Origin of the sequence: Chryseobacterium sp. MMS23-Vi53, from assembly GCF_047651245.1 — a bacterium.
Classification (GTDB): domain Bacteria; phylum Bacteroidota; class Bacteroidia; order Flavobacteriales; family Weeksellaceae; genus Chryseobacterium.
On the sequence record NZ_CP180265.1, the window covers coordinates 1,318,951 to 1,338,024 of the forward strand.

Consider the following 19,074-nt stretch of genomic DNA (forward strand, 5'->3'; position numbering starts at 1 on the left):
ATGAAAAAAATTATACTAATTATCATTTCTTTTATAGTTCTTGTTATAATTTCAATCACAACTTATTGGAATTTACCAATCGAAGTTACAAGAAAATCCGACATTAAAAAAGGAAATAAAATCATTCAAAATATTGAAACTTACCAAAAAACAAATGGAAGACTTCCTGAAAACCAAAATTTTAAGGCATTAGAAAAATTAGGTTTTAAGTTCGAGGATTCCGTATCTTACCTTAATTACACAACCGATAATAAAGGAAACTATGAACTCACTTACCTTGAAGGTTTTGATGGTCCTTACCTCATGTGGAATTCTAAAGAAAGAAAATGGACTGTTGATTATCCTAAAATTTTTAAATAAGATCAGTCTATAGTCTTTTTCTCCCAAGCAGTTTATATATTTGCACATCAAAAAAATAATAACCTTTCAAATGAAAAAACTCTTTGCAATAGTTTCACTACTATTCTTATTTTCATGTACTAATAATGATGATGACTCTGTACAGGAACAGAAATGCTACATGACGAAATTCAACAAAGTAAATATTTCTCTTACCGGACAACAACTTTATACTTCTGAATATGTTTATGATGGTAATAAAATTATAAAAAAGTTGGATTATTCGTTGGTAGATAATAGCGCTCCCGGTCAATTTCCACCAACTTATGCACCCCAATTAAAAAGTACCATTAATATTGAGTATAACTCCTTAGGTCAACCCATAAAAATAATTGAACCTATTGATTATTACAACAATCAATATATTGAGTATATTTCTTATGACAATCAGGGAAAATTATCTGAAAAGAATAGGGTTTTAAGTAATTACAATGATGGCAGCAGTTATACTAAAAATTTTAAATATACCTATTCTGATGATAAAATAGTCTTGATAGCGGAAAAATCAACTAATAGTTGGGGAGATGTTTATGATGAAAACACCAAAACGCTTACTTATGATGCCGATGGAAATCTAAGAGTAATTGAACAAATAAATGCAAGTACACCAACTGCTAAAACAGTAACAAAATATGATAATTACGATTCTTACAAAAATCCATACGCCAACGTAAATGTTCCTTTTGAAGATATTTTCTTCTTAAGACTCTCTAAAAATAACCATAGGAAATACTTAAAAACAGTAGTTTATACCAACAATTCTCCAACTAACCCGACTGCCCCATATGAAAGCTATGAAATAAGTGGCTATGAATACAACGAGAACGGATATCCTCGATTTGCTGAATATAAATGTAATTAAAATAAAAAAGACTGCCTCAAAGCAGTCTTTTTCAATATCTAATCTAAAGCTAATTACTCCGCAATCACCCTCACCATTCCTTTCACCATCACCAGCTTCTCCATCAGCTCCTCTCTGGAATCTGCCAAAACATTGATGTGTCCCATTTTTCTTCCAGGCTTGGTTTCTGTTTTTCCGTAAAGGTGAACGTAAGTTTCAGGCAGTCTCAATACATCTTCCATTCCTTCGTAAACTACTTTTCCTGAGAATCCCTCAGCTCCCACTAAATTCAGCATTCCGCTGTAAATAATAGCGTCTGTATCGGCCAAAGGCAAGTTTTTCACCACACGATACATCTGCTCAAACTGAGAATTGGCATTTCCTTCCTGACTTTGATGCCCGGAATTATGCAATCTCGGAGCCGTTTCGTTTACCCAAACTTTTCCTTCTTTATCCAAGAATAATTCAATCGCAAAAAGTCCCGGAGAATTGATCGCGTTTAAGAATTTTTCTGTTATCGAATTAATTTGCTCTTCGATTTCCTCAGTCAGGAAAACCGGACAAATATTAAAATCCAATAAATTTAACTTCGGATCGGCAACCATTTCCGTTACAGGAAAAGTTTTTGTTTCACCGTTTTCGTTTCGTGCTACAATTACAGAAAGTTCTTTATCAATATCAACCAATTTTTCAATCACAGAATCCTGAATCCAAAGATTTTTCATGTCTTCATTGGTACGAATTACCTGAACTCCTTTTCCATCGTAACCACCTGTATTCATTTTTTGAACAAAAGGTAATGGCATTTTAATTTCGTCAGAACTTCCGTCCATGATTTCAAATTCCGGACTTGGAATATCGTGAGCTTTATAAAATTCTTTCTGAAGGATTTTTTGCTGAATAGTTTTAATGATTTTAGAATTCGGAACGACTCTTATTCCCTGATTTTCCAGTTCGGCAAGAGCATCTGCATTTACGTGTTCGATTTCGATCGTCACCACATCTTTATCTTTACCGAAATTCAAAACTGTTTCATAATCGTTGAAATTCCCTTGTGTAAAGTAAGAAATATTGTGGCAAGGCGCATCAGAAGCCGGATCCAGTGTATAAAATTCGTCGTCGTATTTCAACGCTTCCTGAATCAGCATTCTTCCAAGCTGTCCTCCTCCTAAAATTCCTATTTTCATTTTTACTTTTATTTTTTCTGTTAGATTTAATTTTTTGATTTAAAAACCTTAAACTTGCTTAAACTTTTTTAGGAGCTTTATCCCGCTTTTCACTATATCTTTTGTTTCGCTTCGCTACACAAAAGGATGCCGTTACAATCGGGGCTATGGTTGCTGTCGTCTATTGAAGCATTAGGAAAATATCTACAGAGTTTGTCATTCCGTAGAATCTTTCCATTTTATTTTCTAATACTTTGCCTAGATTCCTACGGAATGACAAACTGTGAAAATAAAAAGTTTAAACAAATTTTATTAAATTTTATCAATTTTCAAATATCCCAACCCCATCACATTTTCCTGATTATCAGCATCAGATTTTATTAATGAAATTGAATATTTTTCTTTCATTTTTTCAGGCAGAATATCATTTACATTAAAAATATCATCGATATCAACACCATGCTTATCATCAATGTGACTTACTGCACCTTCAAATCCCATCGTTTTGTAAAATTCGGTTGCTTTTGCTTTTTTCACAATATCTCCCATTGAATTTCCCACCATCAAATGCTGCTCGTGAAATTCTTCAAAAAATCCTCTTTTATAACCTCCCAGATTAATAAAATACAATTGCTCTTCTGAATTTTTTTCACCTTTTTCAACAATTTTCACTTCATATCCATCGGCAAATTTCACTTCCTGATAACAATCTAGGTGAATTTTCCCATCTGCTTCTTTCCAGAATTCTTTCATATCCGGAACCAGATCTTTCAGACTTTCCGCAATCCCGAAAAATACATCATGCTGCTCAATATTCCTTCCCTTCGGTGTTGCGCCGAGGATGATATAAAATAATTTCATTTAAAATTTTGTTTATGCAAAAATACGTTAAATTTATCTTTTTTAAACGTTTGGCAGACTAACGCAATAGTTTTATATTTGTAGCATGTCAGAAATCATCATACTCTTCCTTGGAGCAATTTCGGCAGGACTATTAGGTTCATTGACCGGTTTAGGAGGAGGAGTTATCATTATCCCTTTATTGACGCTGGGTTTCGGCGTTCCTATGCATTATGCCATCGGCGCTTCTTTGATCTCCGTGATCGGAACTTCTTCCGGTGCGGCAGTCGCTTTTGTGAAAGAAGGTTTTACCAATATGAGAGTCGGAATGTTTTTGGAGATCGCCACAACATCCGGTGCGATTATCGGAGCTTTGGTTTCAGGAATGCTTAATCCAAACACAATCGGAATTATTTTCGCGAGTATTCTTCTTTTAACGGTTATTTTAAATTTAAAAGGAAAACCAGATCATCAGGAAGGGGTAATTAAAGGAAGTTTAGAGGAAAAATTAAAACTCTATGGGACATTTCCGGATAAAGGTGTTTTAAAAAATTACTCGGCAAGAAATACAGTTCCTGGATTTTTGATGATGATGTTTGCAGGTGCAATGTCCGGATTATTGGGAATTGGTTCTGGCGCATTGAAAGTTTTAGCGATGGATAATATGATGAAATTGCCGTTCAAAGTTTCGACCACGACAAGTAATTTTATGATTGGGGTAACGGCTGTTGCAAGTGCTTTGATTTATTTCCAAAGAGGTGAAATTATTCCTGTTATTGCAGCTCCTGTTTTAATTGGAGTTGTGGTTGGAAGTTTCATCGGATCTAAAACTTTGATGGTTTCTAAGACAAAAAAATTGAAGGTATTTTTTGCGATTGTAATCACGATTTTATCGGTTTACATGATGTATAATGGTATCAATAAAAGTTTCAGATAATGAGAAAAAATTTCACAGACGTAGATCTGAACCGTTCCGTAGGAAATTTATTGAGACTGGGAGTTATTCTTTCTGTTGTAACTTCTTTGATTGGCTTTATTAAACTCTTCATGGAAGGTTTTACAATGCCGAAAAAATATACTTCTCTCGACATGGGAACGTCTTCCGAAAAAGTGTGGGGACAATTCTGGACTTCCCTTTGCAAAGGGGAAGGAATGGCAATTATTCAATTGGGAATTTTGCTATTGATCTTTACACCTTTAATGAGAATTATTTTCGCTTTAATTGGGTATTTAAAAGAAAAAGACTACATCTACGTAGTCATTTCTTCAATTGTTTTGGCGATTATGGCGGTAAGCTTTTTTACAGGTTACGCTCATTAAATTTATTCTGATTTTTTCTCAATAAAAGCTTTTTCCAAAGAATCAAGTTCATCCATATATTTCTTTTTATTCATGAAAATTTTAGGATTATATTGATCTTTTGGTTTACGTTTTTCAAGCAGTCCAAACTGACTTCCGTGAGAAGCGACCCAAATATCGAAATCAAGTTTTTTCATTTCATTTAAAGTATATTCGTAATCTTTTTCGATGTTTGGATAAGTGGCAACATCAGAAAATTTATGATCAATAATAATTGTCGGCATATTGGCAATCAGAACTTTATAGTTTCTTTTGTTATCTTTTGTTTCAAACAAAAAACTGCAGGAGCCTTTCGTATGTCCCGGATGATGAAGCATCATTAATTTTGTATCTCCAAGTGTTACAAAATCTTTATCTTTTAAAATATAATCCGGATTTATCGGTGCAAATGTAACTCCATATTTTCCCATTTCGTAATCGGATTTCCCGCCACTTTTCACAACGTCTGCATCTGCATAATCGACATATAATTTTGCTCCGGTTTCTTTTTTTATCGCAGCCATCGCACCTAAATGATCATAATGCGCCTGAGTAAGTAATAAAACTTTGATATCCTGATATTTAAACCCTAGTTTTCTAATATTATTTTTAATCATCGGAAGCGAATCTGCCAATCCGGTATTGATCAGAATATTTCCTTTTTTCGTCACAATAAGGTATGAAGCCAGATCCTGAGTTCCAACATAATACAAATTTCCGGCAATTCTAAATGGTTCATAAGGTTGCGACCAAGTTTTAGAATGATTTTTGGGTTCATTGACAATCTGAGCTTGAAACTGACCTGCCATCGCAAGTGCAAAAATTACTGCATATTTTCTCATCATTAAAATTTATTTCTTTAATTTTTACATTTCATAAAACTCCAACGGCAACTGATCCGGATCTTGGGTAAAGAAAAACTCTTTTCCTGTGAATTCGTCTATTCTTATTTCTTCGCAGTTTAATCCTTTTTGAATTAATTCTTCACGTTTTTCGTTAACATTTTCAACCGAAAAAGCCAAATGTCTTAAACCACAAGATTCTGGTCTGGAAGGTCTTGGTGGTGGATCCGGAAAAGAAAATAATTCAATGATATAATGATCTCCAATAGCGAGATCGAGTTTGTACGATTGTCTTTCTTCGCGATACACTTCGCGAATGATATTTAATCCCAAAATTTCTGTATAGAATTTTTTTGAAACTTCGTAACTTGAGCCGATAATGGCAATATGATGAATTTTCATTTTAAAAATGTTTAAACTTGCTTGCTATAATACTTTGATAAAGCTCTCTGAGCCTGTCTCCTACTTTGTCCTGATCTAAATTTTTATCAATCTGAACTTCACGAACTTCAATTTGAACAAATTTTTTAGGACTCATTTTCATGTAAGAAGGATGAATAGAGAATCGAAGATTTTTTATGATTCGATCTCCAATCTTAATTTCTTTAATTTTATAATCTGAACTGTAATAAATTTCTCTCTCAATATGTTCTTTTAGTTCAGTGTTATTGATTTTAAAAATATCACCTCCATTTTTAATTGCTTTTTGATCAATTTTTCCCATTCTTGCTATTTGAAATCTCATAGATTCAAGAATGTATACTGTATCTTTTACCCACGCAACATTTTGATCTTCAAACTCTTTTAACAAATTGGGACCAGTTTTTTTTATTTCAAATCTTGCGTCTCTAAAACTTAATATTCCTGTGTCAGAAGAATAACTGTAGACATTCGCTTGTGAAGTTGACATCAAAACAAAAACCGTCGGCAACAATACCGCAAACACATTAATTTTTTTTAAGCTAAATTGATCTAAAACGTGAATATTTTTAATCAAGAAATAAGGAATCGGCAACAGCAACAAAACCAATAAATCCGACTCATCAACAACTCTATGAATTGAAATTGGAGAAATTACGTTATAAATTTTGATGAAACTTTCAGAAAACGGAGACTTCCAAAAAGCGAAAAATAGTCCGGCTTCGAAAACAGAATTTTCTTTCAGCTTTGGAAATAAATACGTCAAAAGCATCGGCAATAAAATAATTCCGACAACGTCTGATAATTTTCCTGTAAACCAGCTTGTATATTGAAATTTAAAGATGTGATCGTTTAAAAATAAAATGATTAAACAGCTTAAAAAAACGTAATTTAAGATCAGGTTTTTGTTTCTCATTATTTGATTTCCTTACAATTTTCTTTTCTTCTTGTATCAATTAGATATTGAATTTTCCACTCACCGTTTTGCTTCACCAACTGAAAACTGTTTGCTCCGCAATGAGAAAATTTTCCCTTAAAATAAAATGAATAGGGTGTAAAAACACTCGCCAGATTTCCGTCTGTGTGAAGGGCTTCAATCACAATTCTCTCATCCAGATCGTCTTTGGAATACTTTGAGATGGATGCTATAAAATCTTTGATATCTTCATTTTTCACGCCATCTTTTGTGATGGTTTGTAGAATCGCTGAATTCGAAAAGGTTGATTTTAACAACTCCGGATCTGCATTTTTCATAGCTATAAATAAATTACGAATTGGTTTCTCAATTTCCTGATTCTGAGACTGCTGTCCAAAACAAAAACTACCAATTAACAGCGCGATAGCAAGTATTTTATTCATGTTATTATTTTTTAATCACCTGATTTAATAAAAATAAGGAAAATAGATTTAAATTCAATATTCATTAACAAAGTTTAAACGCAAATTCGTTTGAAAACTTATAAAATTGAATTAAATTTATCGTTTATTTGATTTTATATGTGGATATTTTATCTGAGTCTGACTGTTTTATTACTGATTCTAACAATATTACCAAAAATCCAGCATTCACACTGGATTTTCCGTGTTCCGGAATTTGGAAAAATACAGCTTACTTTCATCATACTTTTCACGCTTGCTTTAGGCTTTGTGAATACTCCGAACGAAAATTTATGGTATTTTCAGGGACTTTTACTGGTAATGTTTATTCATCACAGCATTACCCTTGTGAAGTATACACCGCTATATCCTGTTAAAAAATTTAATCAAAAACATCAATCATCTGAAAAAATTCATTTTATTTCTGCAAATGTTTATCAATTTAACAAAGAATATGATCGATTTATTCAACTGATCGAAAAATATCAGCCGGAAATGTTCCTTACAATGGAAAGTAATGGAGACTGGGAAAAAGCACTCCAACCTTTAGAAAAAGATTATCCATATCAGCATAAAGTGACACTGGAAAATACTTACGGGATGCATTTCTATTCAAAAATTAAAATAGAAAATTCACAGACTCATTATTTTGTAGCCGATGATATTCCTAGTATTGAAGCTCATTTGAAAACAAAAGATGGATTTTCATTTGTATTTTTCGGGGTTCATCCACCGCCGCCAAGTCCGACCGAAGAAGAAACATCCAAGGAAAGGGATGGCGATTTGTTGAGTACTGCAAAACGTGTAACGGAAATCAAAAAACCTGTTATTGTTGTGGGTGATTTTAATAATGTGGCTTGGTCAAAATCATCCATTTTATTCAGAAAAACAAGTCATCTTATCGATCCGAGGATCGGGCATTCTTTTGTATCTACTTTTCACGCCAAATATCGTTTGCTGAGATTTCCCATTGACCTAATGTTTCACAGCGAAAATATTTTTATTAAAAATTTAAACACGCTTGAAAATTTTGGTTCTGATCATCTTCCAGTATTCTGCGAATTTTTTATCGATCATGAAAATGAAGGACAGGAAGAACGTATTGATTATGCAACTCAGGAAGAAAAAGCCGAAGCCAAAGAAATGATCGAGGAAGGGAAGAAAGAGGATGGAGAGCGTGATGCAGTGGTGACTGAGGATTGAATTTCAGCTTTTTACAGAAATAAATTATTTGTAATATTTGTCATTCCGTAGGAATCTAAGCAACAATATTTTACACTTTTTGTTCAAATAAATCATTCCAAAAATCTAAACTAGGATTCACAGATCAAATCAGTTCTAATTTTTTATTTCGAGGAAAATTTTTGATCTCTTTTTCACGTTCAATAGCTTGTTGAATCCAACCGAATTTTTCATAATAAATCAAAAATTCAACATTGTATTTTGCTGTAAAACTATCATTATTTTGTTTCGTTGAATGTTGAAATAACCGTTTATGAAGATTGTTTGTTATTCCTGTATACAGAACTGTCTTTCTTTTGTTTGTAAGGATATATACATAGAACGTATAAATTCCTTCTGAAAACTCTATCATTTGTGTTGTGTATTTAATCTTAAAAATTAAGAAACTTAAAACCGCTTAGATTCCTACGGAATGACAAACATGACGCGTAAATTAGATAAAATATATTGTTTGTTATTTCATAGGAATCTGGTCCAAAATTTTAAAACTTCATCACATCCTTCACCACTCCATTATTCTGAGTGTGCTGTAATAATTCAGCTTCAATAAAAGATTTAATTTTTTCTTCAGAACCGTCATTTGGGAATAAAAGATGAACGTTTGCACCTGCATCCAATGTAAAGAATAAATGCAAACCAGTTTCTCTTCTGAAATCCCAAACTTTATTGATCACTTCCAAAGTTCCTGTTTTCATTAAAATAAACGCAGGATCGCTCATCATCATCATGGCGTGTAAAGTTAATGCTTCGTGTTCAACCAATTTGATGAATCTTTGCATATCTCCACTCTCCAATATTTCCTTCATCGGACCAAAATTTTCCCTTGCTTCCTGAAACCTTCTGTCTGCATAAGGATTCGTATTCATTAGACCATGACCAACCGTTGAAGAAACGCTTTTCTGACCTTCATGAATCAACAAAACCCAATCATTAAAATCTTTAAAAATGTCATGAATTTCATCGTTTGGATATTGAACAGCAAAAAGATCTGAACTATCTTTAACCTGAGATTGTCCCCAAACAACCAATCCATTGTACAGACTTCTACAAGCGCTTCCGCTTCCTAATCTTGCTAAAAAAGAGGCTTTCCTTAGTGACTCTTCTTTCGTATCAATTCCGGAAAAAATCTCGTCTAACTTCATCAGACATTTTGCGATTGCTCCAAAACCAGAAGCCGAACTTGCAATTCCTGAACTGTGAGGAAATGTATTTTCTGTTCTGATAATGTATTTTCCCTCCAAAATCCACGGAAGATACTGTTCGATGTTTTTAAAGTATTTTTCGATTTTTTCAGCAAATTTTACTTCTTCGTTTCCAGCTAAATAAGTCTGAACAGAAAATGGTTCATTGGCAAAAAACTCCATTGTTGTATTGGTTTTACAATGATTTAAAGTAAAACTTATACTCGGATTTGCAGGAATCTGATTGTCATATTTGCCCCAATATTTGATCAAGGCAATATTTGACGGGCAGCTTTCCGAAACCGTTTGATTATTTATCGTAAATTCTTTTTTTCCTAAAAATTCTTGTGTTGTTGTCATAATTTTAATGTTTATCAGGTTTTCACCTAATGCTTTTGTAATCGCCTTAAAGACTCAAACTTAACTTCAACCTTATTAATACATCTTCTCAATAAGATCTGAATATTTCTTCAAAACCACATTTCTCTTCACCTTCAATGTCGGTGTGATTTCGCCTGTGTTGATGTCGAATTCAGCAGGCATCAGTGTAAATTTCTTCACCTTCTCGAAATCGGATAAGTGGCTTTGTAATTCTTTAATTTTTTCTTTGTAAAAATCGTTTATCTTTTCGTTTTTCACGATTTCTTCCCAATTGGTAAACTTAATATTATTTTTTTTCAAATAATCCTGCAAAAATTCAAAGTTCGGAACAACCAATGCAGAAACAAACTGCCTTCCTTCCGCAATCAGAACAATTTGCTGAATAAAATTATTATTGGTTAAAATATTTTCGATCTGTTGAGGAGCAATATATTTTCCGTTGGATGTTTTCATCAAATCTTTCAATCGATCTGTAATCGTAAGGTTTCCTTTATCATCGAGTTTTCCAGCATCTCCGGTTTTAAACCATCCATCTCCTGTAAAAACTTTCTGCGTTTCTTCAGGTTTGTTGTAATACCCTTTCATTATTCCGTTTCCTTTAGCCTGAATTTCGTCACCTTCTCCGATGCGAATTTCTACACCCGGCAAAGGTTTTCCGCAAGTTCCATGCTCAAAATGAGTAAGAGGAAAAGCAGTTAATGTCGCTGTAGTTTCTGTTAAACCGTACCCAACCGTAACATGAATGCCGACCGATTCGAAAAACTTGGTTACTTCTGGTGATAGCGACGCACCACCACAAGGTAAAAACCACAATCTTCCACCCATTCTTTCTTTGATTTTACTGAAAACCAAAGAGTCTGCAATTGTTTCTTTTATTTTTAAACCCAATGAAATTGGCTTTTCATTTCTTTTTAATTCTGCTGTTTGCCAACCAGTTTCCAACGCCCAATTGAAGATTTTTTTCTTTAATATTGAACCTTCATCGGCCTTTTCCAAAACACCTGCGTAAACTTTTTGGAAAAACCTCGGCACAGCACACATCATCGTTGGTTTTACCTCTTCTAAAGCTTTTGCAATGTTTTTTGGATCTTCCAAGAAATAAACTCTTGCACCACCATACAGACATAGTAAACTCCAGCTTCTTTCGAAAACGTGTGTTAATGGCAAAAATGCCAATGACAACTCTTCTCCAAAATTTTTAAACTTAAAAAATTCAAAGTGAGCGTCGAATGCTTTGATGAAATTTCCGTGTGTCAACATTACTCCTTTTGGTGTTCCCGTCGTGCCGGAAGTATAAATTAAAGTGGCAATATCTTCATATTCTTTCTTGCAGAATTCAATTTTTGGAGAAGTTTTGGCAATAAAATCTTCCAGATAAAAACTGCTGAATTCTTTTTTGATCCAAACCGCTTTTTTAGAAATTATGATCGTTTTAAGTGTGCAATCTTCTTTTTTTACCAGCTCTAAACAAGCGTCATATTGAGACTGATCGCCTACCAAAATAAGTTTGGCACCAGAATCGTTGATGATATACTCTGCCTGTTCTGCATTATTGGTCGAATAGATAGGAACTGTGATGGCTCCGATTGCTAATATTGCCAAATCAAAGATCATCCATTCAGAAGAATTGTCTGCATAAATAGCAACTTTATCATTTTCCTGAATTCCTGCATTTTTCAGTGCATTTGCCGTTTTAAAAACAATTTCACTGAATTTTTTCCAGCTCAGTTCTTTCCACGGTGCATCTTTCTTTTTAAATCCAATAGCAGATTTTATAGGATGTTTTTCTATATTCTTTTGGATAATTGCCTCTGCAAGATTCATTTCTTCAACTTTTTATCGTTCATATAATTATTCAAGTGAAAATCAATACTTTCTGAAACAGGAATAAATTGATAATCAAGTTTTTCTTTAATTTTCTGATTGGAAATAATATTGAGTGTAGAGATCGATTCAATATTAGTTTTCGTAATCATTCTTAGTTTAGGAATAAACCATCCGAAAAGAATGTTTGCCCATCTTCCAAGATTTAATTGAAATTTTGAAAGAATTTTGGCTTCTTTTAACCCTAATTTAGATCTGATTTGTTTTCCCAATTCTGCATATCCTTTATTTTCAGAAACGATAATAAAACGCTCTCCGAAAATATTTTTCTCCATTAGTTCAATAGATATTTTTGCAACATCTCTTACATCAACATAGCTTGTTCCACCTGAAAATGTAAAGCTATTTCTTTCAAAAGTTGGAAAAATATCACCACTGCTATTTCCCCAATTTCCGCTTCCAATAATCATTCCCGGATTGATGATCACAACATTTAAATTTTCTGCAGAAGCCCTCCAAGCTTCCATCTCGGAAAGATGTTTTGATAAAGCATATGCTGAATGTTCTAACTTGGGATTAAAATCAGATTCTTCATCCAATTCTCCTTTTTCATTAAAATTATCAAGTACGGCAATCGAGCTTACGTGAAGAAATTTTTTAACTTCAGAACCTTCACAAGCGTACAAAAGATTTTCCGTGCCTTTTATATTGGTATGATACATTTCTTTTTCATCTTTCGGATGAAAACTTACTTTTGCAGCACAATGATATATTTCTTCAACGCCTTTTAAAGCGTTTTGTAAAGAATTAATATAATCAAAATTCACATCTACCCATTCAATTTTATTGAAAAAATCGTCGGGATTTTCCGTATAAAATTTATAGGAATGCCTTACTTCGTTTAAATTACTTGTCGGTCTTTTTGCTGCACGAACATTTTTCCCCTTTTTAAGGAGTTCTAAAACGATCACTCTGCCCAAAATTCCGGTAGCTCCCGTTACAAAAACCATCAATTACTTTTACTTGATTGCTGTCTAAAATATGACAATATTCTACGTTATGCAAATTTGCGATTTTTAAAGCAGAATTCAATTTTTAAAATGATAAAAACAGGAAAAGTTTTAGATTAATTTGCTTAAAATTCATTAAACGCAGAGATCGCAAAAGATTTTAATTAAGCTTGAAAATATTTTTCGTTCGCAAAGACGTTTCACTCAGCAAATGATATATAAAAAAACGGGCATTAGCCCGTTCCTATTGAATTGTATTTTGAAATTAATTTTGAAAATCTTTAGTTCTCATTTAAAATTTACGCCCAAACCATATTGTTTCTTCTTGGAGCTTTATCACATAAAATATCTGCGATGCTCTTTGAGATAAGATTTCCTTCCGTTAAATTATCGAGCCAGAAAAATTCTCCGGCGGCATTTATTTCGATAAAATAATATTCTTCTTCAGGCGAAACGATAATATCGATTGCTCCATAATCAACGTTGTACACATCTAAAAGTTCCAGTAATTTTGCTTCAACATCCAAAGGTAAATCTGTCGAAATCCATTTGTCAATAAGATTTACTCCGTCTTTTCTCCAGTCTATTTTTGCGGCATCCGATTGCTGAGAATCTATTTCGAAAGCGTATACATCGCGCCCCACAATCGTTACACGAAGCTCCTTTTTCTTCTCTATTTTTCTCTGAAACTGCATTGGACAATATAAAAGAGTGTCGAGTTCTTCCAACTTATCTTCTTTAATAACATTTGTAAACACCACACTTTCAACACCATCTTCATAAATAGCAAATCCTGTCTGCATTTTTGCGATGACGTTTTTATGCTTCACGATAAATTCTCTTGCCTCTTCTGGATTATTGGTGATACAAGATTCTGGAATTTTAAGTCCTATCCTGTCTGCAATTTTCAACTGCTCTTCTTTGCTGTCCAGTCTTCTGTAGATCCCTGGTTTTCCTAATGAATACACATCAATCGACTCCAAAAATCCAAAAAGTGTATTGCGGATCTCACCCATTGCAGCACCGTAAAATTTAGGATCAATTTCTTCTCTCAAACCATTTCCAACATTGTAAGCTCTTCTGTACCAAACTGCTGCAATATCATCTAAACGATGTTTTTTTTCCGGAGTTTCAAGAGTTGTGACCCATTCTCCGTTTTGGAAAGTAGTTGATAATTTATTTTTCAACGGATAGTCATCCACATCAAACCGAATAACTTCGCATCCATTTTTATCAATATATTCTGTTACTTTTTCGATTGAAAAATTATCTTGTGTATGTGTGATTATTAATATTTTATTCATTGGTTTTCATTCTTTTTATAAGGTTGTCGGCAATTCTTTCTGCAATTGGGAAATTTAATTCTTTTTGGAGCATCCCCCATTCTCCTTGTGGATTAACTTCAAGAAAATAGTAGTTTCCATCTTTGCTTTTGATCATGTCAATTGCTCCAATGTACAATCCCATTTCTTTCATCATTGAATTTAAATTAAACTTAATATTTTCAGGCAAATCATATTCAGACCAGAAATAATTTCCGTCAGCGACCCTCCAGTCAGCATTTTCGCTATTATTAATTTTTCCTGTAAAAAATTCACCATCCATATAGAGAATTCTCAACTCATATTCTTTATCAATATAAGGTTGAAAAATCATCGGACAATAAGCGATATCAGAAATATGTTCTAAAGAATCCTCATCAATTATCGTTGTGGAAAAAAGATCTTCACCACCCATCGATTTTGAAATTACTCCATGAAGTTTTGCCACCATTTTTCCATTACAGTTCTCATGAAAAAAAGTGGTTATTTTCTCTTCATCATTGGAAAAAATCGTTTTGGGAATGAGAAGACTATTTTTTTGAGCAATCTTTAGCTGGAACATTTTATTTCCATCAATTTTATTCTCATTTTCAAAAGGATTGATCCACGGAACATCCTCTAAAATGGTAAAAAGATTGTATCGAAGTGTTGAATATTCTTTCAGGAAAATTTTCTGATAATCTTGATCTAATTCTTCAGGAATATCTATCCTCCAAGACTTTCTGTGCCAAACTGCCTGAATATTTTTAGAATTGAAATAATTTCCAAATTCGTCTGTTAATTCGAAAAAAAATTCATTAATGCTAATTTTCTGAAGATGGTTCAAACGATCTGAATTTAACCTAAAATAAGGAATATTTTTCGTTTTTAAATATTCAAAAAAGATATCGATGTTGTAAAAATCTTTGGAATGCGTAATACAAAGAATCATTTGCCGTTTTATTAAAAAAGGAAACTTAGAATGTAAGTTTCCTTTTGAATGTTACTATATTAATCTGTTGTCTTTAAATAACAAATTATTTTTATACAGTTGGAACATCATCATCACCATCAGAAGGATATTTCATCGTGTGAACCATATCCAAAGTTGGTTTAGTTGGCTGATCTGTAATTTTTGCAGTGATCACGCCATCTTGAGTAGCAATTGTAACATCTGTTCCTCCTTTAATTTTTTCAGGATCTTGAAGTTGTTTCTCTAAAAATGAAGCAAAAAAAGGCTTCTTTTTTGAATCTTTGTTTTTCATGATTGTTTAATATTTGGTTAAAAATGTTCTAGATGGCATCTCCATTCTCATCACCATCAGAAGGATACTTCATGGTCTGCGCCTGATCGTTCTGAGGTTTTGTAGGTGCATCAAAAAGTGTGGAAGTAACACCGTCCTTAAGCGCATCCGTCACGGCATCTTCAAGGGCAGTTGTAATAGAACCAGATCCACCTTTAACTTTTTCAGGATCCTGAACTTGTTTTTCCAAAAAAGACGCAAAGAATGGCTTCTTAGAATTTTTGTTTTCCATAGTGTTAATTTTTAGTGATTTAGAGTCTCTAAAGTATAAAAAAATTCACACACGGAAGAATAAATTTTAATTTTAAGAAAATTTTAACAAATTATCACGAAAAACAGAATTATTTTAGCCTAAATTCAAAAATTGCTTAACAATAATAGCAAAATCAACGGGATTTTCTGCCTGAACCCAATGTCCTGCATTCTTTACTGTAACAATTTTGGCTTTGGGAAACTGTTGTTTAATCGAGAATTCGTCCTGCGGAAGTATGTAATTTGATTTTTCTCCGGCAATGAATAATGTTTCCCCTTCAAAAACACCAAATTTTATCGCGTTAGAAACAAATTCATTGTATTTTTCGGATAAAGTTTTTAAATTAAATCTCCAATTTAGCTTCTTATTATCATCCCAATACAAGTTTTTAGTTAAAAACTGAATCGTAGATTTTTCAGGAATGTATTGATTTAAAACTGCTTCCACTTCATTTCTTGAAGTCACAGTATTGAAGTCTACCGTTTCCAAAGCTTTGATAATTCCCTGATGATGTGGAGGATATGCTTTTGGGGAAATATCGACAACGATCAGTTTCTCAACTTTTTCAGGATAATTGATAGCGAATTGCATCACTGCTTTTCCGCCTAAAGAGTGTCCCAAAATATGAGCTTTCTCTATTCCGTAATGACTCATATAATTCGCAATATCGTTCGCCAAATCGTCGTGAGACATATCTTCGGAATGAAAACTTCTTCCGTGGTTTCTCAAATCAATTAAATGAACCGGCAAAAATTCTCCTAAATCTTTACCAAAAGTTCCCCAGTTATCAAGCATTCCAAACAATCCGTGAAATACCAAAAGTGGTGTCGACGAAAGATTTTCGCCAAATATTTTTGAATTTAAAATTTCCATAAGTGTTAATTTTTGGTTGGAAGATGGCTGATGTAAGCTGAAAGTTTAAAAACAGCATTTATTAAACTTCCGGCTTCCGTCACTCGGCTTCCAGCATTTTTACCATTTTGCCAGCCTCTTCAAATATGCCTGAACAGTATTTTCTAATCCCATATACAATGCTTCAGAAACCAAAGCATGACCGATGGAAACTTCTAATAAATTTGGGATATTGTCGGCAAAATATTTTAAATTATCTAAACTTAGATCATGACCAGCATTTACCCCCAAACCAAAATCAGCCGCAACGATTGCCGTGTCATAGTAAGGTTTTAATGCTAATTCTTTATTTATAGTATAATTTTTTGCATAGGCTTCTGTGTACAATTCAATTCTGTCTGTACCAGTTTTCGAAGCGTATTCTACCAGTTCCGGAGTCGGATCAAGGAAAATTGATGTACGAATTCCTGCATTTTTGAATTCAGCGATAATATCCGTTAAAAAATCCAAATGCTTTTTGGTGTCCCAACCCGCGTTGGAAGTAATTGCATCATCTGCATCGGGAACTAAAGTCACCTGCTCTGGTTTTACTTCCAAAACCATATCGATAAACGATCTGTGAGGATTTCCTTCGATATTAAATTCCGTCGTTACCAATGGTTTCAGATCATAAACATCTTTTCTTGTAATATGTCTTTCATCAGGTCTTGGATGGATCGTAATTCCCTGTCCACCAAACTCCTGAATCTTGATTGCAGCTTCTGTTACACTTGGCGTTTCCCCTCCTCTTGCATTTCTAATAGTTGCAATCTTATTAATGTTTACACTTAGTTTTGTCATTTCTTATTTAGATATTAGAAATTAGATTCTAAAAGTTAGTCTAAATGATTTGTAAGATTTTACTTCAAATTCCAATTTCTATTAATTTTATTCTTTTATAAAAGCCAGATTCAAAAACTAAATTCTAATATCTAACTTCTAATTTCTTTTACTATACTTTCACGCTTATCTGCATCACCTGCAAGTCAAATTCCTTTGAAGCGACCAACAAATGGTCAAAAATATCTGCTTGAATCTGCTCAAAATGCTCCCATTTCGAATCATTAGCGAAACAATACACCTCCAACGGCAAACCTTGCGGTGTAATATCCAACTGGCGAACCATCATGGCTCCATTTTGATCGACATCGGGATCGTTTTCCAGATATCTTTGAGCATAATATCTAAATACTCCAATATTCGTCAACTGTCTTCCGTTGATGATTTTATCGCTATGCTTCAGATTTTCTTTTTCCTTTCTTAATTCAATACTTTTACCTTCAAGATATTCTGAAATAAGGTTAACTTCCTTTAATCTTTCAACATCTTCTTCCGTCAAAAATTTAAAAGAATTAATATTAAAATAAATAGATTTTTTAATTCTTCTTGTATTCGATTCTGACATGACCTGAAGATTTTTGATCTCCGTTGTCAACAAATCATATGTTGGAATTGTAGAAACAGTTTTATCAAAATTGGTAATTTTTGTTGTTAAAAGACTGATGTCTGCAATATTTCCTTCAATACTGTATTTCGGAATACTCACCCAGTCTCCTACCTTTAAACTTTTTGAAGTAGCAACATGAATACCTGTTACAAATCCTAAAATCGTATCACGGAAAACCAAGACCAAAACAGCTGTAATTGCCCCTAAACTTCCTACAATTGTTGTTCCTTTGATCCCAAAAATGACACACACACCAACAATTGAAAAGATGAAAATTCCCAGAATCTTTACAGTTTCTGAAATGGCATTCAGCGCCATGATATTGTAAAAATCCTGCTTGATGACGAAGTAGTTTCGGAAACCTGTTAATGATCGGTAAAGCATTCCTGCAATAATGAGAACCAATCCAAGATTTACCATTCTTACAATAAAAAAAGTTGTACTTGGAATATGATTGGTAAAAATGTAATTCTGAATTCCGCCTACGATCGTTAAAGCAATAAAATGAGCAACCGAATTCGTGACTTTAGATGTTTTAATAGAATTCAGGATTGGATATTTTTCCTGACTGCTAAAAAAGCGCGAACCGCTGTTAATAATAATCTTAAAAATAAAATCGATGATTAAAAATATTCCGATAAGCAAACCGATCTTTACAACGATATGAAGAATAAATTCTGTCCCGGACGGAGCTATTCCCGATATATAGTTATAAAGTATTTCGCTCAGTTCCTGAACAAAATTCTTGGTATCTTGTATTTCGTCTTTCATTTACAGCAAATTTAGGAAATTTAAGGTTGATTTTAATTAAAACTTCTCTATCAATTTTCATCCCAAATTGATTTTGAGTTTGGTATTTAATAAAATATTCAACGTTTAATTTAAGAAATTATCAAAGCTTCACAAAGCCCGATCAATAAATGAAAATTTCACTAACAATTTAAAAAAATCAATTAATTATATTAAAATAAATACCGCTTTTATGATTTTATATTTAATTATTTTCTAAATTTGATT

General features: G+C 33.0%; 22 protein-coding genes. 5 read left to right on the forward strand and 17 right to left on the reverse strand.

Translation table 11 applies throughout. The features are described 5' to 3' along the window. The gene (locus ACKX2A_RS05795; protein WP_415328266.1) at positions 1 to 360 is read left to right on the forward strand and encodes a hypothetical protein; all 360 of its coding nucleotides are present in this window, start codon (positions 1 to 3) and stop codon (positions 358 to 360) included. 70 nt (positions 361 to 430) lie between these two features. Then, entirely contained in the window at positions 431 to 1,261 is an 831-nt protein-coding gene (locus ACKX2A_RS05800) for a hypothetical protein (protein WP_415328267.1), read from the forward strand. Positions 1,262 to 1,314: 53 nt separating this feature from the next. Here ACKX2A_RS05800 and ACKX2A_RS05805 read toward each other — a convergent pair whose 3' ends face one another. Together ACKX2A_RS05805 and ACKX2A_RS05810 are read right to left on the reverse strand one after the other, a co-directional pair. Continuing rightward, positions 1,315 to 2,427 carry a 5-(carboxyamino)imidazole ribonucleotide synthase gene (locus tag ACKX2A_RS05805; RefSeq protein WP_415328269.1) on the reverse strand — a complete coding sequence of 371 codons (1,113 nt, stop codon included), beginning with the start codon at positions 2,425 to 2,427 and terminating at the stop codon, positions 1,315 to 1,317. Between the two features lie 291 nt (positions 2,428 to 2,718). Then, positions 2,719 to 3,267 carry a DUF1543 domain-containing protein gene (locus ACKX2A_RS05810; protein ID WP_415328270.1) on the reverse strand — a complete coding sequence of 183 codons (549 nt, stop codon included), beginning with the start codon at positions 3,265 to 3,267 and terminating at the stop codon, positions 2,719 to 2,721. Positions 3,268 to 3,352: 85 nt separating this feature from the next. Between ACKX2A_RS05810 and ACKX2A_RS05815 the strand changes: the two genes are divergently transcribed. Together ACKX2A_RS05815 and ACKX2A_RS05820 are read left to right on the forward strand one after the other, a co-directional pair. Then, positions 3,353 to 4,183, forward strand: coding sequence for a sulfite exporter TauE/SafE family protein (locus ACKX2A_RS05815; RefSeq protein ID WP_415328271.1), 831 nt, complete (start codon positions 3,353 to 3,355; stop codon positions 4,181 to 4,183). Continuing rightward, positions 4,183 to 4,566 carry a DUF1634 domain-containing protein gene (locus ACKX2A_RS05820; protein WP_415328272.1) on the forward strand — a complete coding sequence of 128 codons (384 nt, stop codon included), beginning with the start codon at positions 4,183 to 4,185 and terminating at the stop codon, positions 4,564 to 4,566. Before ACKX2A_RS05815 ends, ACKX2A_RS05820 begins: the two co-directional genes overlap by 1 nt. Before the next feature lie 2 nt (positions 4,567 to 4,568). Here ACKX2A_RS05820 and bla read toward each other — a convergent pair whose 3' ends face one another. The 4 genes from bla to ACKX2A_RS05840 are packed head-to-tail and all read right to left on the reverse strand — an operon-like array spanning position 4,569 to position 7,205. After that, positions 4,569 to 5,426, reverse strand: a complete 858-nt coding sequence (gene bla, locus ACKX2A_RS05825) for a subclass B3 metallo-beta-lactamase (RefSeq protein ID WP_415329417.1) — start codon at positions 5,424 to 5,426, stop codon at positions 4,569 to 4,571. Between the two features lie 24 nt (positions 5,427 to 5,450). Beyond that, positions 5,451 to 5,828, reverse strand: coding sequence for a VOC family protein (locus ACKX2A_RS05830; protein WP_415328273.1), 378 nt, complete (start codon positions 5,826 to 5,828; stop codon positions 5,451 to 5,453). A 1-nt stretch (position 5,829) separates the two neighbouring features. Further along, on the reverse strand, positions 5,830 to 6,762 hold the full coding sequence (locus ACKX2A_RS05835; protein WP_415328274.1) for a hypothetical protein: 933 nt from the start codon (positions 6,760 to 6,762) through the stop codon (positions 5,830 to 5,832). Then, positions 6,762 to 7,205 carry a nuclear transport factor 2 family protein gene (locus ACKX2A_RS05840; protein ID WP_415328276.1) on the reverse strand — a complete coding sequence of 148 codons (444 nt, stop codon included), beginning with the start codon at positions 7,203 to 7,205 and terminating at the stop codon, positions 6,762 to 6,764. The genes ACKX2A_RS05835 and ACKX2A_RS05840 overlap by 1 nt, the downstream gene beginning before the upstream one ends. Before the next feature lie 138 nt (positions 7,206 to 7,343). Between ACKX2A_RS05840 and ACKX2A_RS05845 the strand changes: the two genes are divergently transcribed. Continuing rightward, the gene (locus tag ACKX2A_RS05845) at positions 7,344 to 8,426 is read left to right on the forward strand and encodes an endonuclease/exonuclease/phosphatase family protein (protein ID WP_415328278.1); all 1,083 of its coding nucleotides are present in this window, start codon (positions 7,344 to 7,346) and stop codon (positions 8,424 to 8,426) included. Positions 8,427 to 8,550: 124 nt separating this feature from the next. Here ACKX2A_RS05845 and ACKX2A_RS05850 read toward each other — a convergent pair whose 3' ends face one another. The 11 genes from ACKX2A_RS05850 to ACKX2A_RS05900 all read right to left on the reverse strand — a co-directional run bounded on the left by ACKX2A_RS05850 (position 8,551) and on the right by ACKX2A_RS05900 (position 18,828). Continuing rightward, on the reverse strand, positions 8,551 to 8,817 hold the full coding sequence (locus ACKX2A_RS05850) for a GIY-YIG nuclease family protein (RefSeq protein ID WP_415328280.1): 267 nt from the start codon (positions 8,815 to 8,817) through the stop codon (positions 8,551 to 8,553). Positions 8,818 to 8,947: 130 nt separating this feature from the next. After that, entirely contained in the window at positions 8,948 to 10,006 is a 1,059-nt protein-coding gene (locus ACKX2A_RS05855) for a diphosphomevalonate/mevalonate 3,5-bisphosphate decarboxylase family protein (RefSeq protein ID WP_415328281.1), read from the reverse strand. Between the two features lie 75 nt (positions 10,007 to 10,081). After that, positions 10,082 to 11,851, reverse strand: a complete 1,770-nt coding sequence (locus tag ACKX2A_RS05860) for an AMP-dependent synthetase/ligase (RefSeq protein WP_415328283.1) — start codon at positions 11,849 to 11,851, stop codon at positions 10,082 to 10,084. Then, positions 11,848 to 12,861, reverse strand: coding sequence for an NAD-dependent epimerase/dehydratase family protein (locus tag ACKX2A_RS05865; protein WP_415328285.1), 1,014 nt, complete (start codon positions 12,859 to 12,861; stop codon positions 11,848 to 11,850). The genes ACKX2A_RS05860 and ACKX2A_RS05865 overlap by 4 nt, the downstream gene beginning before the upstream one ends. A 299-nt stretch (positions 12,862 to 13,160) precedes the next feature. Further along, positions 13,161 to 14,165, reverse strand: a complete 1,005-nt coding sequence (locus ACKX2A_RS05870) for an MvdD family ATP-grasp ribosomal peptide maturase (protein WP_415328287.1) — start codon at positions 14,163 to 14,165, stop codon at positions 13,161 to 13,163. After that, entirely contained in the window at positions 14,158 to 15,114 is a 957-nt protein-coding gene (locus ACKX2A_RS05875; RefSeq protein WP_415328289.1) for an MvdC/MvdD family ATP grasp protein, read from the reverse strand. Before ACKX2A_RS05875 ends, ACKX2A_RS05870 begins: the two co-directional genes overlap by 8 nt. Positions 15,115 to 15,205: 91 nt before the next feature. Continuing rightward, positions 15,206 to 15,427: a microviridin/marinostatin family tricyclic proteinase inhibitor gene (locus ACKX2A_RS05880; RefSeq protein ID WP_344832229.1), complete on the reverse strand. Its 222-nt coding sequence runs from the start codon at positions 15,425 to 15,427 to the stop codon at positions 15,206 to 15,208. Positions 15,428 to 15,455: 28 nt separating this feature from the next. After that, positions 15,456 to 15,698 (reverse strand): microviridin/marinostatin family tricyclic proteinase inhibitor, encoded by a 243-nt coding sequence (locus ACKX2A_RS05885; protein WP_415328292.1) that lies wholly within the window; start codon positions 15,696 to 15,698, stop codon positions 15,456 to 15,458. Positions 15,699 to 15,812: 114 nt separating this feature from the next. Next, a complete protein-coding gene (locus tag ACKX2A_RS05890) occupies positions 15,813 to 16,592 on the reverse strand; it encodes an alpha/beta fold hydrolase (protein ID WP_415328293.1) in 780 nt (259 codons plus the stop codon). A 99-nt stretch (positions 16,593 to 16,691) separates the two neighbouring features. Next, a complete protein-coding gene (locus ACKX2A_RS05895; protein ID WP_415328295.1) occupies positions 16,692 to 17,411 on the reverse strand; it encodes a pyridoxine 5'-phosphate synthase in 720 nt (239 codons plus the stop codon). Between the two features lie 151 nt (positions 17,412 to 17,562). Further along, a complete protein-coding gene (locus tag ACKX2A_RS05900; protein ID WP_415328296.1) occupies positions 17,563 to 18,828 on the reverse strand; it encodes a mechanosensitive ion channel family protein in 1,266 nt (421 codons plus the stop codon). Positions 18,829 to 19,074 lie beyond the last annotated feature (246 nt).

Excerpts from the sequence above, each read along its gene's own strand:
- ACKX2A_RS05795 (WP_415328266.1), top strand. The coding sequence starts at position 1 with ATGAAAAAAATTATACTAATTATCATTTCTTTTATAGTTCTTGTTATA.
- bla (WP_415329417.1), bottom strand. The coding sequence starts at position 5,426 with ATGAGAAAATATGCAGTAATTTTTGCACTTGCGATGGCAGGTCAGTTT.
- ACKX2A_RS05820 (WP_415328272.1), top strand. The coding sequence starts at position 4,183 with ATGAGAAAAAATTTCACAGACGTAGATCTGAACCGTTCCGTAGGAAAT.
- ACKX2A_RS05880 (WP_344832229.1), bottom strand. The coding sequence starts at position 15,427 with ATGAAAAACAAAGATTCAAAAAAGAAGCCTTTTTTTGCTTCATTTTTA.
- ACKX2A_RS05800 (WP_415328267.1), top strand. The coding sequence starts at position 431 with ATGAAAAAACTCTTTGCAATAGTTTCACTACTATTCTTATTTTCATGT.
- ACKX2A_RS05895 (WP_415328295.1), bottom strand. The coding sequence starts at position 17,411 with ATGACAAAACTAAGTGTAAACATTAATAAGATTGCAACTATTAGAAAT.
- ACKX2A_RS05900 (WP_415328296.1), bottom strand. The coding sequence starts at position 18,828 with ATGAAAGACGAAATACAAGATACCAAGAATTTTGTTCAGGAACTGAGC.
- ACKX2A_RS05885 (WP_415328292.1), bottom strand. The coding sequence starts at position 15,698 with ATGGAAAACAAAAATTCTAAGAAGCCATTCTTTGCGTCTTTTTTGGAA.
- ACKX2A_RS05870 (WP_415328287.1), bottom strand. The coding sequence starts at position 14,165 with ATGAATAAAATATTAATAATCACACATACACAAGATAATTTTTCAATC.
- ACKX2A_RS05890 (WP_415328293.1), bottom strand. The coding sequence starts at position 16,592 with ATGGAAATTTTAAATTCAAAAATATTTGGCGAAAATCTTTCGTCGACA.
- ACKX2A_RS05875 (WP_415328289.1), bottom strand. The coding sequence starts at position 15,114 with ATGATTCTTTGTATTACGCATTCCAAAGATTTTTACAACATCGATATC.
- ACKX2A_RS05840 (WP_415328276.1), bottom strand. The coding sequence starts at position 7,205 with ATGAATAAAATACTTGCTATCGCGCTGTTAATTGGTAGTTTTTGTTTT.
- ACKX2A_RS05815 (WP_415328271.1), top strand. The coding sequence starts at position 3,353 with ATGTCAGAAATCATCATACTCTTCCTTGGAGCAATTTCGGCAGGACTA.
- ACKX2A_RS05805 (WP_415328269.1), bottom strand. The coding sequence starts at position 2,427 with ATGAAAATAGGAATTTTAGGAGGAGGACAGCTTGGAAGAATGCTGATT.
- ACKX2A_RS05865 (WP_415328285.1), bottom strand. The coding sequence starts at position 12,861 with ATGGTTTTTGTAACGGGAGCTACCGGAATTTTGGGCAGAGTGATCGTT.
- ACKX2A_RS05855 (WP_415328281.1), bottom strand. The coding sequence starts at position 10,006 with ATGACAACAACACAAGAATTTTTAGGAAAAAAAGAATTTACGATAAAT.
- ACKX2A_RS05850 (WP_415328280.1), bottom strand. The coding sequence starts at position 8,817 with ATGATAGAGTTTTCAGAAGGAATTTATACGTTCTATGTATATATCCTT.
- ACKX2A_RS05830 (WP_415328273.1), bottom strand. The coding sequence starts at position 5,828 with ATGAAAATTCATCATATTGCCATTATCGGCTCAAGTTACGAAGTTTCA.
- ACKX2A_RS05845 (WP_415328278.1), top strand. The coding sequence starts at position 7,344 with ATGTGGATATTTTATCTGAGTCTGACTGTTTTATTACTGATTCTAACA.
- ACKX2A_RS05835 (WP_415328274.1), bottom strand. The coding sequence starts at position 6,762 with ATGAGAAACAAAAACCTGATCTTAAATTACGTTTTTTTAAGCTGTTTA.
- ACKX2A_RS05810 (WP_415328270.1), bottom strand. The coding sequence starts at position 3,267 with ATGAAATTATTTTATATCATCCTCGGCGCAACACCGAAGGGAAGGAAT.
- ACKX2A_RS05860 (WP_415328283.1), bottom strand. The coding sequence starts at position 11,851 with ATGAATCTTGCAGAGGCAATTATCCAAAAGAATATAGAAAAACATCCT.